Origin of the sequence: Saliterribacillus persicus, assembly GCF_003337485.1 — a bacterium.
GTDB lineage: Bacteria > Bacillota > Bacilli > Bacillales > Amphibacillaceae > Saliterribacillus > Saliterribacillus persicus.
The window spans coordinates 43,496-56,153 of sequence record NZ_QPJJ01000020.1; the positions used below are offsets into that span (position 1 = coordinate 43,496).

16 protein-coding genes and 1 rRNA gene are annotated in these 12,658 nt (G+C 35.4%); 3 read left to right on the forward strand and 14 right to left on the reverse strand.

The features are described 5' to 3' along the window. Nucleotides 1-148: 148 nt before the first annotated feature. Complete coding sequence (locus DFR57_RS16800) at nucleotides 149-919, reverse strand: TatD family hydrolase (protein ID WP_114354377.1); 771 nt, start codon at nucleotides 917-919, stop codon at nucleotides 149-151. 223 nt (nucleotides 920-1,142) lie between these two features. Next, nucleotides 1,143-3,080, reverse strand: a complete 1,938-nt coding sequence (gene metG / locus DFR57_RS16805) for a methionine--tRNA ligase (RefSeq protein WP_114354378.1) — start codon at nucleotides 3,078-3,080, stop codon at nucleotides 1,143-1,145. A 289-nt stretch (nucleotides 3,081-3,369) separates the two neighbouring features. Here metG and DFR57_RS16810 point away from each other — a divergent pair, with 289 nt between their 5' ends. Further along, the gene (locus DFR57_RS16810; RefSeq protein ID WP_114354379.1) at nucleotides 3,370-3,645 is read left to right on the forward strand and encodes a transition state genes transcriptional regulator AbrB; all 276 of its coding nucleotides are present in this window, start codon (nucleotides 3,370-3,372) and stop codon (nucleotides 3,643-3,645) included. Nucleotides 3,646-3,702: 57 nt separating this feature from the next. Here the strand turns inward: DFR57_RS16810 and rsmI are convergent, their stop codons facing one another. From rsmI to DFR57_RS16865, 11 genes are all read right to left on the reverse strand, one after another. After that, nucleotides 3,703-4,581: a 16S rRNA (cytidine(1402)-2'-O)-methyltransferase gene (rsmI, locus tag DFR57_RS16815; RefSeq protein ID WP_114354380.1), complete on the reverse strand. Its 879-nt coding sequence runs from the start codon at nucleotides 4,579-4,581 to the stop codon at nucleotides 3,703-3,705. Then, nucleotides 4,565-4,855 (reverse strand): GIY-YIG nuclease family protein, encoded by a 291-nt coding sequence (locus DFR57_RS16820; protein ID WP_114354381.1) that lies wholly within the window; start codon nucleotides 4,853-4,855, stop codon nucleotides 4,565-4,567. Before DFR57_RS16820 ends, rsmI begins: the two co-directional genes overlap by 17 nt. Further along, entirely contained in the window at nucleotides 4,842-5,606 is a 765-nt protein-coding gene (locus tag DFR57_RS16825; protein ID WP_245937508.1) for a tRNA1(Val) (adenine(37)-N6)-methyltransferase, read from the reverse strand. The genes DFR57_RS16820 and DFR57_RS16825 overlap by 14 nt, the downstream gene beginning before the upstream one ends. A 71-nt stretch (nucleotides 5,607-5,677) precedes the next feature. Continuing rightward, nucleotides 5,678-6,025 (reverse strand): DNA replication initiation control protein YabA, encoded by a 348-nt coding sequence (gene yabA / locus DFR57_RS16830; RefSeq protein ID WP_114354382.1) that lies wholly within the window; start codon nucleotides 6,023-6,025, stop codon nucleotides 5,678-5,680. Between the two features lie 16 nt (nucleotides 6,026-6,041). Beyond that, nucleotides 6,042-6,869, reverse strand: coding sequence for a PSP1 domain-containing protein (locus DFR57_RS16835; RefSeq protein WP_114354383.1), 828 nt, complete (start codon nucleotides 6,867-6,869; stop codon nucleotides 6,042-6,044). A gap of 4 nt (nucleotides 6,870-6,873) precedes the next feature. Further along, nucleotides 6,874-7,863, reverse strand: a complete 990-nt coding sequence (gene holB, locus DFR57_RS16840; RefSeq protein ID WP_114354384.1) for a DNA polymerase III subunit delta' — start codon at nucleotides 7,861-7,863, stop codon at nucleotides 6,874-6,876. A gap of 168 nt (nucleotides 7,864-8,031) precedes the next feature. Next, nucleotides 8,032-8,472: a YaaR family protein gene (locus DFR57_RS16845; RefSeq protein ID WP_114354385.1), complete on the reverse strand. Its 441-nt coding sequence runs from the start codon at nucleotides 8,470-8,472 to the stop codon at nucleotides 8,032-8,034. Between the two features lie 20 nt (nucleotides 8,473-8,492). Further along, a complete protein-coding gene (locus tag DFR57_RS16850; protein ID WP_114354386.1) occupies nucleotides 8,493-8,822 on the reverse strand; it encodes a cyclic-di-AMP receptor in 330 nt (109 codons plus the stop codon). A 28-nt stretch (nucleotides 8,823-8,850) separates the two neighbouring features. Then, nucleotides 8,851-9,483 carry a dTMP kinase gene (tmk, locus tag DFR57_RS16855; protein ID WP_114354387.1) on the reverse strand — a complete coding sequence of 211 codons (633 nt, stop codon included), beginning with the start codon at nucleotides 9,481-9,483 and terminating at the stop codon, nucleotides 8,851-8,853. Nucleotides 9,484-9,530: 47 nt separating this feature from the next. Then, nucleotides 9,531-10,958 carry an aminotransferase class I/II-fold pyridoxal phosphate-dependent enzyme gene (locus DFR57_RS16860; RefSeq protein ID WP_245937509.1) on the reverse strand — a complete coding sequence of 476 codons (1,428 nt, stop codon included), beginning with the start codon at nucleotides 10,956-10,958 and terminating at the stop codon, nucleotides 9,531-9,533. 129 nt (nucleotides 10,959-11,087) lie between these two features. Further along, complete coding sequence (locus DFR57_RS16865) at nucleotides 11,088-11,276, reverse strand: sigma factor G inhibitor Gin (protein WP_425450978.1); 189 nt, start codon at nucleotides 11,274-11,276, stop codon at nucleotides 11,088-11,090. A 341-nt stretch (nucleotides 11,277-11,617) separates the two neighbouring features. Between DFR57_RS16865 and DFR57_RS16870 the strand changes: the two genes are divergently transcribed. Both DFR57_RS16870 and DFR57_RS16875 read left to right on the forward strand, forming a co-directional pair. Further along, complete coding sequence (locus tag DFR57_RS16870) at nucleotides 11,618-11,830, forward strand: helix-turn-helix transcriptional regulator (protein WP_114354389.1); 213 nt, start codon at nucleotides 11,618-11,620, stop codon at nucleotides 11,828-11,830. After that, entirely contained in the window at nucleotides 11,811-12,308 is a 498-nt protein-coding gene (locus DFR57_RS16875; RefSeq protein ID WP_170133023.1) for a hypothetical protein, read from the forward strand. Before DFR57_RS16870 ends, DFR57_RS16875 begins: the two co-directional genes overlap by 20 nt. 88 nt (nucleotides 12,309-12,396) lie before the next feature. Here DFR57_RS16875 and rrf read toward each other — a convergent pair. Continuing rightward, nucleotides 12,397-12,513: ribosomal RNA gene (gene rrf, locus DFR57_RS16880) — 5S ribosomal RNA — on the reverse strand. Nucleotides 12,514-12,658 lie beyond the last annotated feature (145 nt).

A 12,658-nucleotide genomic window follows, 5' to 3' on the forward strand; every position in this document is an offset into this window, starting at 1 on the left:
TATAATTAGATAAAAACCCCTTGTCAAACCAGCATTTTACGAATATTACAGGTGACAAACGTTGCTATAGCAACTAATACAGAGGGGAAAAGTGCCTATATTTCAATAATATTAAAAGTATATTACAGATTTAAATAACCTCTAAGTTTTAATAATTAATTCCGAAAAAGCGACAAGCGTTTTTAGTCGTTTCTTCTTCTACTTTTTTTACATCCAACTCTCTTAGCTCAGCAATTTTTTCTGCGACAAGACTGACATAAGCGGGTTCATTTCGCTTTCCTCGATATGGATGTGGTGCTAAGAATGGACAATCTGTTTCTATCAACAGGCGATCCAGTGGAACATATTTTGCTACTTCTTTTGGTAATGTAGCATTTTTGAATGTGACAGGTCCCCCCAAGGAAATATAAAAATTCATCGCAAGACATGCGTCTACATACTCGACAGAATCATTGTAACAATGCATAATTCCGCCAACCTCAGCAGCATTTTCTTGTTCCAATACTTCTATTATATCCTCTGTAGCCTCCCGATTATGAATAATAATTGGTAATTTTACTTTTTTAGCTAATTGAATTTGTTGCTTAAATACGTCTTTTTGAATATCCTTGGGGGATTTGTCCCAGTGATAATCCAAGCCCATCTCACCTAGTGCCACCACTTTTGGATGTTCTGCTAACTCTTCTAGCCACTGCAATTCTTTATTCATAAAATCAACTGCATCTACAGGGTGCCAGCCCACTGCTGCATATATATTTTCATTGTCTTCTGCCAGTTTGATTGCTTTTGGAATGGTTTCATGATCAAAGCCAACTACAACCATATATTTCACTCCAGCCTCTTCGGCTCTTTTCATTACTTCTTGTTGATCATCTTTAAAGTGCGAAACATTTAAATGTACATGTGTATCAAAAAGCATATTAAAATTCCTCCTTGTTCTACATTATTTTTCCGTGCGTGGTTATATCCGCGATGTCGGTCCCTTTATCCGCGATATTTTTCGTATTCCCGCGAAAAATTCGAAATATCCGCGGTTTTTTTTATAAATCCGCTAAAATCAAATTATATCCGCGTTTCTTGTTTTTTTCACACAAACAAGCGCTTATTTTAATGATAATAAGCGCTTGTTCCATTAAAGATCTTTATTTTACGATAGATCCATTAGGTAGGTCTTGTTCGACTGTAGCTAAGGATAGATTACCCTCTGCATCTTCCCCAGAAAGGATCATGCCCTGAGACATTTCTCCTTTTAATTTCACTGGCTTCAGGTTTGCTACACAAATAACTTTTTTACCAACAAGCTCTTCTGGTGTGTAAAATTTCGCTATGCCTGAGACGACCTGTCTTTTTTCTGAGCCAAGATCTAGCTGAATGCGTAATAATTTATCCGCATTTTTCATTTTTTCTGCGTGAATTACCTCTGCTACCTTAAGCTCTACCTTCATAAAATCATCATAAATGATTTCGTTCGTTTCCTCTTCTTTTTCAGGCTCTGGTGCCGTCATTAAATCTTTTATCGCTTTTACTTCTTGTTCAACATCTAAACGAGGGAAGATCGGATCTTTTTTAACCACGGCAGCACCTTCTGCGATCACACCTTCTGCAGTGATGCTTTCCCATGTTTTATCCTCTTCTCTCTCAACCCCAATTTGCTCAAAGATTTGATTCGGTGCATGGGTCAGGAATGGTCGTAAAAGGATTCCAATTCGGCGTAAACTATCTATTAAGTGTGCCATCACATTGCCCAAGCGCTCTTTTTTATCTTCGTCTTTAGCAAGTACCCATGGCTTTGTTTCATCAATATATTTGTTTGTACGAGATATATATTGCCAAATATTTGTGAGTGCGACCGAAAAGCCCATCTCATCTAGTGCTTTTTCTACTTTTTCTACAGTTTCTTGTCCTAGTGTTTCTAGCTCTTTGTCAAAGGAATCTTCACCCTTTTTAAAAGCAGGAACTTTTCCATCAAAATACTTATCTACCATCGCTACACTACGATTTAACAAATTCCCTAAGTCATTTGCTAGGTCAAAGTTTGTACGATCGACAAATCCTTCTGGCGTAAACACACCATCAGATCCGAATGGTACTTCTCGTAGAAGATAATATCTTAATGCATCCAGTCCATAACGGTCGGTTAAATCAATTGGATTCACTACATTTCCTTTTGATTTGGACATTTTACCGTCCTTCATCAAGATCCAACCATGCGCAAATACTTTTTTCGGTAATGGAAGGTCTAAAGCCATTAACATGATTGGCCAATAAATTGTGTGGAAACGAACAATTTCCTTACTCATTAGATGAACATCTGCGGGCCAGTATTTTTGGAAGCGTCCATCGTCATCTGTGCGATAGCCCAGTGCTGTAATATAGTTTGACAGTGCATCAATCCACACATAAATAACATGCTTTGGATCCCCTGGCACTTTAATACCCCAATCAAACGTTGTTCTAGATACCGCTAAATCCTCTAAACCAGGCTTGATAAAGTTACTGATCATCTCATTCTTTCTGCTTTCCGGTTGGATAAATTCAGGGTTCTCCTTGTAATAAGCAAGTAAACGATCCACGTATTTACTCATTTTAAAGAAGTAGGACTCTTCTTTTACATTTTCAACCGGTCCACCGCAATCTGGACAATGCCCATTTTCTAATTGTCTTTCTGTAAAAAATGATTCGCATGAGGTGCAATAGCTTCCTTCATATTCATCAAGGTAGATATCGCCTTGTTCTAGTAGTTGCGCAAAAATCTTTTCTACTACCTGCTTGTGGCGATCTTCTGTTGTTCTAATAAAATCATCATAGGAAATATCAAGCTTTTCCCATAAATCTTTGATACCACTCACAATTTCATCGACATAAACCTGTGGAGTAACTCCATTTTCATCAGCTTTCTTTTGAATCTTCTGACCATGCTCATCCGTCCCTGTCAGATACATTACATCGTAGCCTCGTAGACGTTTGTAACGTGCCATTACATCCCCTGCAACTGTACTGTATGCATGACCGATATGTAAATTTCCGCTCGGATAATAAATGGGAGTCGTTATATAAAAAGTTTTTTTCTGATTCGACATAATACGCTACCTCCTTCAAGATTTTTTCTTATTTTCTATTTTAATATCGATTAAACAGTCTGCTTTTATTGTAGCGACTTTTCTTCTATATTTCCATTATTTCAATAGATTTACCTCGCTAAACCTCATATTTTTACGTGGTTTCCCTTATTCGAGCGCGATTTTTAAAATTTTACAAAAAATTTCAATTTTATTGAAGCAAACCGATTGACAGTATTGGCACTTACTGGTAGTATAATGCTATAAATGTCGAATGTTGACGAAATTTATTAAAGGGGAGAAATAAACAATGAAATCTACTGGTATAGTACGTAAGGTTGATGAGCTAGGACGTGTCGTTATTCCAATCGAATTGCGCCGTACATTAGGTATTAATGAGAAAGATGCGCTTGAAATTTATGTAGATGATGAAAGAATTATTTTACAAAAATATAAGCCTAACATGACATGTGCAATCACTGGCGATATTTCTGATGATAACTTAACACTTGCTGACGGAAAGTTAATCCTAAGCCCAGAAGGCGCTCAAGCTTTAATTGATGAAATTCAAAATAAAATGAAATAATCACTTTTTCTTATGGAAATAATCCACCTCTTTGAAATTAGAAGGGTGGATTATTTTTTATTCTTCATTTAAATGGTAAGCTTGGTACACCTCTCGCTTTTTTAATCCTCTTATTGTAGCTACTTCTTTAATTGCTTCCTTACTGGAAAGCCCTTCTTCATCGATAATTTTTTCGACATGTTTCTTCAAGGATGTGTTTTGCCACCATGCCTCTTGTTCAAGCGTTTCTTCATCCAAACCTTCGACTACGATACAGAACTCACCCTTTAATGTGCGCTCTCTTGCCCATTCGACAACTTCTGCTAACTCCCCACGAATATACTCTTCATACCGCTTCGTTAATTCACGTGCAATGCTCACGTTTCGATTTCCTAAATGCTCATGCAAAAATTCTAACGTTTCTACTAATCTGTGCGGTGATTCATAAAATATAATCGTACATGTCATTAATTTCAATTTCTCTATAGCTGCTTTTTTTTCTTTGTTTTTTCTAGCAAGGAAGCCATGAAAATAAAAATTTTCTGTCGGTAAACCAGATCCTACTAGGCCCGCTAAAGCGGCGTTTGCTCCTGGTAAAACAACTACCGTAATCTCCTCATCAATCGCTGCTTTAACTAAATCAGAGCCTGGATCAGATATACCTGGCATACCAGCATCACTGACAAGAGCAATCAATTTTCCTTCTTTTAAATCATTGATTAATGTCGATTGACGCTCTCTTTTATTATGCTCATGATAACTGATCATCGGTTTAGAAATCTCAAAATGATGGAGTAATCGTCCAGTATTTCGGGTGTCCTCAGCGGCAATGGCATCTGCTTCTTTTAAAATTTCCAAAGCACGAATGGTAATATCATTTAAATTTCCAATTGGTGTCGGAACAATATAAAGCGTGCCAAATTCACTTTCGCCCTGAAAGCTACTTGTTGCTCTCATGAATCCCATCCCCTTCTAGTTCTGTTTGAATTAGTTCTGATTTTTTCTTTCGAGATAATTTTTTAATCTGTGCTTCAAGCTGCAATGCCTCTGATCTCGAAGCACATGCTCTGCAAAATACCAATTCAAAGGGTCCTCTACTACGTGTGTATTTTGCCCCTTTGCCAGATTCATGCATTTTTAAACGTCTCGTTATATTGGTGGTGTATCCGGTATACAGGGAAGCATCCTTACATTTTAGAATATAAACAAAGTGAAATTTATCTTTTTCCATATAAAATACCTTCTACTTCTTTTGTATAGCTATCATCGTCATGAAATACCGTTAATGGTGGCAATAATTTTAAATCCGGATTTCCGTCTCGTATTCCTTCTATTAATACCATATTCGCTTCTTTATTTTGCTTGGGATAAACAAAGCGCAATCGTTTTGGCTCAATTTTATATTGGCGAAACATAGTTAAGATATCCATTAAACGCGATGGCCTGTGAACCATGGCTACCTTTCCACCTGACTTCACTAGTTTACTACAAGCTTTAATAACATCCTCTAAGGTACAACAAATTTCATGACGCGCAATCGTTAAAAAATCATTTTTATTATGTAATTTTTCATTTAACGTCTGAAAATAAGGAGGATTAACGGTAACCATATCAAATTTATCATTTCCGAATTTTTTCGGCATATCTATTAAATCCCCGTGAAGCATAGACAGTTGGGTATCTAATTTATTTAAAGCAACATTTCTCATTGCCATATCAAATAACCTTGCTTGAATTTCGACACCAGTAATAGGAATAATCGTTTTTCTAGACAGAAGAAGTGGTACCACGCCATTTCCGGTACATAAATCTATTGCCTTTCCTCTTTTTTTTGGTATCTGGGCAAAGTCAGCAAGTAATACTGCATCTAAGGAAAAAGAAAAAACGGTCTCACTCTGGATAATACGCATATTTTCTTCTGCTAGTAAGAAATCAATTCGTTCGTCTTCTCTTAATTCCATCTCTCCTACTCCTTCATTCATTCGAAAACATTCCTTATTATAGAAAAGGCTGACACGAATAAATATGTGTCAGCCCTTCACTTATTGGTGTTCTATTTTGTTTTATTTAAAAATAGTAAACAAAACAAACAGTCTCCATCTTGTCTCGGACTTCCAAAATGTACGTTACAAATATGAAAACCTTCTTCATAAAGACGTGCTAAATTATCGTAGCCTTCTCCTAATTCAAATTCTTCCTTTGATATATTGTTCTGGTCTTTGCCATTTTCATCAGTGGAATCATCAAGGCGTTGGCGTAAGTGATGGTTTTCCATCTCCATGCGATAATTTTCTTCCAATACTTCACTTAATTGATTCTTCATTTCCCCCAGCTGCTGATATAGTTGCCCAATTTGCTCTTCCATATCAGAAACTTGCTCAAATAATTTCTTTTTATCCACGCTCTAATTCACCCCACTATTCTGTGGCCTGCGTCTTGATGACTCCTTCTTCAATTAGCTCATCCAAGGTATATTCAATAACTCTTTCTTTCTCAGGAATTTCTATTTGAATCATACGCTCTAAAATATTCAGACCAACTACCTTACCATTTCCATAAGGTGTGGTTATTTTCTCGCCTAAATCAGGCAATTGCTTTTTAGCTGATTCATAATCATCGTTCTCATATTTCAAGCAACACATTAAGCGACCGCATAAACCAGAAATTTTTGCAGGATTTAAAGATAAATTTTGATCCTTTGCCATCTTAATGGATACTGGCTCAAAATCACCTAAAAAGGTAGAACAACAAAGCATTCTTCCACATGGACCTATTCCACCTAATAGCTTCGCTTCATCGCGCACACCAATCTGACGCAATTCAATCCTCGTTTTAAAAACAGAAGCTAGATCCTTTACTAAGTGTCTAAAATCCACGCGTCCATCTGCAGTAAAATAAAAAATCACTTTATTTCGGTCAAAGGTATATTCTACATCAACCAAATTCATCTCTAGCTCATGATCTTTTATTTTTTTATCGCAAACACGGTAAGCCTCATCAGCATTTTCCTGATTTTCTACTACCGTAATTTTATCCTTTTCCTCTGCAAGACGAATAACCTTTTTTAAAGGTAGGACGACATCTTCTTCGTCGACTTTCTTTCTTGCAACAACAACCTTACCAAACTCAACACCTCGAACCGTTTCTACGATCACATAATCATCTGTGTCTATCGTGAAATTTGCCGGATCGAAGTAATATATTTTACCCGCTTTTTTAAAGCGAACTCCTATAACCTCTATCATTTTTTCACCTCTGAAAATGAAGTGTTAATTGCTCCATAACTAATTGTGGATGTACATTTTGTTCAAGCTTACGCTTAGCATCCATAATATGTGACAGATTATCCGTAGCATGCTTCTTTGACCAATGCATGGCGGCTTTTTCAATTTTATCATAATGATAAGAAAAAACCATTTGCTCTTTTTGATCAATATGATAATACACCATATCCTTAAACCATAAAAGAAGGAGATCTAAGCCTTGTTGCGCTTGAGGTCTTTCCTTAAAATGTGGCATCCATTGTGTATGTATAAACAATAGCACTTCATTTGGATTAGTTTGAAGCATTTCAACTAATTGTACCACTATTTTTCTTGCATTAGCAAACCACTCATCCTTACTTTTTTCCAATGCCTCATTTAAATCATTCGTCACAGCTGCAAAAATTTTAGCATTTGCTTCTGTTAACCCTTCTTGCTCTAGTTTTTCTATCAGCTGTTTATTATTTAAAGGACGAAGACTGATTAACTGGCACCGTGATTGAATGGTTGGAAGAATAGCTTGGCTATTTTCGGTTAATAAAATAGCAGTAGTATCCATGCTCGGTTCTTCTAAAAATTTAAGCAATCGATTAGATGCATTTGTCGTCATTTTTTCCGCATCTGAAACAATATATACTTTACGGTTAGACTCCATGCCTGTGTATGTGAATTCTTTTTGAAGGTGGAGAATTTGCTCTTTTTTTATACTCGCACCATCGGGCTCAATCCAGTGAAAGTCTGGATGATTACCACTGTCAATTCGCTGACAATCTCGACACGTATTACAGGGCTCTGCGCGCTCTTGGTGCTTACAAAAAATACTTTTTGCTAGCAAAATCGCTAGATATTTTTTTCCTGTTCCTCTTTGACCATGTAATAAATAAGCATGCGAGATTCGTTCTTTATTAATACTACTTACAAGCATCTTACTTACTACTGGTTGTATGCTTTTCATTTCTGTCCAAGTATTAACCATCACGTCTATGGAGGTTCGTTCTGTTTGAACGCTCCATTACCCTCCTCAAGTATTCACAGCTTTATTTATAACTATTTTTTTCTCCATCTACATTATAATGTTTTCTCTCCAAAAGAAAAAGGATTGATTAGCACATTATAGCCTAATCCACCCTTTTATAGTGCCTCATTACGTATACAAATTTATTAGGAGGCCTTTTATTTCACCGATCACATCTAAAATGTTAATGGAATTCTTTTCTTTATCTAATACAGTCTCTGTTAATTCCACTAATTTTTCATCTACTTCTTCTACTAAAGTTAGCTTACGGTTATTACCATCCATACTGAAGCTATGGGATTGTTTTAAATTCATCCCAAAATCGACTGCTTCTTTTACAAAACGCTTTACCATTCTTTTATAAATGGCTAGGTCATGGAAAGATCTGAATTTAGCAATTTTTTCACCTTGTGTTGCTAACTGTCCCATTAATTGTTGTAATTCAGCTTGCTTCAATTGGATAGATTCCGATTTCACCATCGTATCAAATCTTTGAGAAGTATTCTTTTGTGCTTGGCCTTGTTTATTTAAGGTATCTAGTTGCGCTCTCATTTCTTGACTGATTTTCATTTGTTTACTCCCTCATTTATTTAAAACTGGAAAAAGGAATCAACCGGTACAACAAAAACTGTTGCTCCGCCTACTTCTACATTTATCGGTCGAGGAATGTAGGAGTCTGCATTTCCTCCCATTGGAGAAACAGGAGCTACCATTTGCTCACGATGACTGCAATTATCTCGAATGATTTCTAGAGCACGATCGACGTTCTCATCCTCACAACCAATCATTAAAGTCGTATTACCCTCTTTTAAAAAGCCTCCTGTAGAAGATAGTTTAGTGGTTTTGTAATCTTGATCTCCTAAAGCATCCACTAAACGGTTACTGTCTTTATCCTGGACAACAGCCATGATTAATTTCACGATCTTCGCCTCCTTATTTTTAATAGATTTATTTATCTCTTAAAAATTTCATTACTTCTTTATATGCAAGTTCTTCTACCTCTATTATACTCAAATTTGCATTAATTTTCCTTATTCGTTGTGGGAATTTTTCAATAAGAAGCTGATACGCTTGATATACTTGATTATGAAAGTCGATATTTTCTAAGTCTAGTCTATTTTGTTCTCTATTTTCATTAGCAGCAATGCGTTTTAATCCGAATTCTGGTTTAATATCAAAGAACAACGTTAAGTCTGGCATATGATTACTAATTGCAAATTTATTTATTTGAAATACCTCATCAATTCCTAAACCTCTGGCATAGCCTTGATAAGCTAAGCTGCTATCTACAAACCGATCACATAGAACAATTTTTCCTGTCTCTAATGCTGGCAGAATTTTTTCGACTAGATGTTGTCGTCTTGCCGCTGCGTATAAAAGCGCCTCTGTTCGCGCGTCCATCATCGTGTGATCACGGTTAAGAATGACTTCTCTAATTTTTTCCGCTATATCAATGCCTCCGGGTTCTCTTGTGATAAGAACTTCAAATCCATCTTCTTGTAAATGTTTTTTTAATAAAGATAAAACAGTAGACTTACCTGCTCCTTCTCCACCTTCTACAGTAATAAATGCCCCTGCCACTATTCATTCTCCTTCATACCATACCTTAATTATATCGTTATACCTTTTTATAGGAAGATTCTTATTCCTTTTTTAACATCCCTTGGTTGAAAAGATACACCCTTATTTAATAATTCCACGATATGATCAACTTGATTTTTTGTAATCTTTTCACCTTTAGCAATTAAAGGGATACCAGGTGGATAAGGAATTATTTGTTCTGCTGCCACCTCACCGATAGCTTCTTCTAATTTTTCTATTTTCGTCTCCATTGACCTCATTTCATTATAAGCGTAATGAAGTGTCTGGATCTTACTAATAAATAATTCTGTATATTTATTTATTGTATCATGTTTAGGCTGTAATATTAATTGCTTATTTACGCTCTTTATTGATTTCTTTAGACTTTCTAAATCTATATAAGGTTCTAAACCTACAATTAACAAAATTTGATTGGTTGTTACTAATTCAGGATAAATACCCTCTTTTTCAAATAAACGTGCCACTTCCCTAGCACTTACCCCATTTATTGTTTCTAATGTTATTTTTAAAGGATCATCCAAACTCGTTGTTTCCAAAACTTTAACATAATCACAAGCTTCCAATTCATTTTTTATTAAATCAATACTTTCTTGTAAGTTAGTCATTTGTTCTGCTTTAAAATTTTGCAAATAAAATCTAGCAACATCCAAACTAGCCATAATTGGATAGGAAGGGCTACTAGATTGAAGCATTTGATAGTAATGCTCTACTCTTTCTTTATTCACATATGCACTATTTATATGTAAATAAGCAGCCATTGTCATCGCAGGTGCCATTTTATGTGCGGATTGGACAACGATATCAGCTCCTAGCTCAATAGCTGACGGTTGATCTATAAAGGGAAGAGAGAAATGAACTCCATGTGCTTCATCAATAAGAACCGGGATTTTTTGAGCATGAGCTAATTCAATTTTCTCTTTTAATGGATAGGTTCTACCAAAATAATCTGGATAAGTTAAAATAAGAGCTTTAATATTCGTATATTTATGTATAGCTTCTTCAAGCGTTTTTGTCGAAGGTGCTCCGTATCGATTCACTTCTGTATCATATTCCGGTGTTAAGAAAATAGGTTTTGCCCCGCTAAGTTCAAGTCCATTCAAGATCGACTTGTGACAATTCCTTTGCACAAGGACAAGATCTCCAGGACCACACGTCGCCATAATCATGATTAAGTTACCCACAGTACTTCCATTAACTAAAAAATAGGAAGCATCAACTTGAAACCATTCTGCAGCTAGGATTTGGGCCTGTTTAATAGCACCTTCTGGGACATAAAGGTCATCTAATTCTGTTATTTCAGTTAGATCAATAGAAAGGATAGATTTAAATAAGTCTTCAGAATGCGAAGGGAATACTTGTCCATTTTTATGACCAGGAACATGAAAGGATATTGGATTTTTCTTTTTATGTTCTATCAGTTTATGTAATAAAGGAATACCTTGACTATCTTCCAACTACCTTCTTCCTTTCTTCTAGCATTTGTTGTACTTATTGTAGCTAACTATAGAAAGAAAAGCGAATGTACATTTATAATTAACCATAAAAATTCCTTACATAAACGAATGTAAGGAAGGGGTCTCTATTTATACTATTTTTGTCATATGATTTAGTGCTTTTAATTTTTCTACGTAAAAGGAATAATTAGGATCGTTCACATCAGTTGAAACTATCTTTCTCTCACAACTAAAACAAACAAAACAATGATAGATATGAATGCCACTAGCCTTATTTTCTTCACAAATAACACACTTCTCTTGCAATGTATTTTCCAAATTCTCCACCTCCATCAACTAGTTTTACCAACTCCGGAAACCTTTATACCTTTTATTCTAAAAAAGTTATAAAATATGAGATTACGAAAATATTTTTTTGTTTCTATAACTGTAAAGTCAACACGGTTGTCGAAAATTAGCTTTTTCACGTGAAACATTTTGTTTCCTGTCAACTTTAATTCTCTTCTCAGTCAATGATTATGAATAAACAAACTACTAACTTCTCTTTAAACAATAGAGAATCTATGAGGAAGGGAAAGTGATATGTCATATATAGTTGACACATCATTAAAATGTCACATATAATGTACTTATAGTTGATGTTTGAAAGGGTGTATGGCTTGAATAGGGTCAAAGAATATAGAAAACGTTGCAATTTAACTCAGATTGAACTTGCCCGGAGGGTTAGTGTTGCGAGACAAACCATTAATTTAATTGAAAATGCTAAGTACAATCCATCTTTATCTTTGTGTATTTCGTTGGCAAAGGAACTTAAAACAGACCTTAACACTTTATTTTGGGAGGAGAAAAACAATGAAGAATCAGGTACTTAATCGTTTTATTGGTGTAGTTGATGATCGTGATGAATACCAGCGCTACGAAATTTATAAGCAATTAGCTTATTCAGGAATTTTGTTATGGTACTTATCCATGTTATTAATGTTTATCAACCTTATTATTGATACAATTCAAAACACACTATCCTTCGCAACACCTTCACTCTTTATAATTAATATGGGGTACGCAATTATGGCTATAGTAAAAATAAGAAAAAAAGACTTGGATGAAATAGATTGTGCATCAACAGAAGAATACATAGAAAAGAAAAAAGCATTAAAAAAAGCATCCTCATTAGCTGGTTTTCAATTCGGTTTATTTATGTTAATTTTTATCGAGTTCGTTTCTCCTTATTTAGTAGCTGGTGAAATAGACGTACGTTGGTGGAATATTCTGATTTGGATTTTCAGTGGACTGTTCTTTGGAATAATAATGTATTGGTTCTCAAAATCAAAGCTACAGAAACACTTTTGATCTATCCCCTTATAATTAGAATCGAACTTTTATAATGGCTAACGAAAAAAAGATCCTTAATCAATACTGATTAAGGATCTTTTTATTTGCCTGGCAACGTCCTACTCTCGCAGGGGCGCAAGCCCCAACTACCATGGGCGCTGAAGAGCTTAACTACTGTGTTCGGCATGGGAACAGGTGTGACCTCTTCGCTATTGCTACCAGACTTTATATTTATGAAGGAATATACCTTCAAAACTAGATAAGGTGTATGACAATCAAACATTTTGTGTTTAGTTAAGTCCTCGATCGATTAGTATTCGTCAGCTACACGTGTCACCACGCTTCCACCTCGAACCTATCTACCTCAT

Bases quoted from the DNA above. Each gene is read 5' to 3' on its own strand.
- DFR57_RS16835 (WP_114354383.1), bottom strand. From the start codon at position 6,869: ATGATAGAGGTTATAGGAGTTCGCTTTAAAAAAGCGGGTAAAATATAT.
- holB (WP_114354384.1), bottom strand. From the start codon at position 7,863: ATGGTTAATACTTGGACAGAAATGAAAAGCATACAACCAGTAGTAAGT.
- DFR57_RS16825 (WP_245937508.1), bottom strand. From the start codon at position 5,606: ATGAATGAAGGAGTAGGAGAGATGGAATTAAGAGAAGACGAACGAATT.
- DFR57_RS16875 (WP_170133023.1), top strand. From the start codon at position 11,811: ATGAAGAATCAGGTACTTAATCGTTTTATTGGTGTAGTTGATGATCGT.
- DFR57_RS16800 (WP_114354377.1), bottom strand. From the start codon at position 919: ATGCTTTTTGATACACATGTACATTTAAATGTTTCGCACTTTAAAGAT.
- metG (WP_114354378.1), bottom strand. From the start codon at position 3,080: ATGTCGAATCAGAAAAAAACTTTTTATATAACGACTCCCATTTATTAT.
- rsmI (WP_114354380.1), bottom strand. From the start codon at position 4,581: ATGAGAGCAACAAGTAGCTTTCAGGGCGAAAGTGAATTTGGCACGCTT.
- DFR57_RS16845 (WP_114354385.1), bottom strand. From the start codon at position 8,472: ATGAAAATCAGTCAAGAAATGAGAGCGCAACTAGATACCTTAAATAAA.
- DFR57_RS16820 (WP_114354381.1), bottom strand. From the start codon at position 4,855: ATGGAAAAAGATAAATTTCACTTTGTTTATATTCTAAAATGTAAGGAT.
- DFR57_RS16810 (WP_114354379.1), top strand. From the start codon at position 3,370: ATGAAATCTACTGGTATAGTACGTAAGGTTGATGAGCTAGGACGTGTC.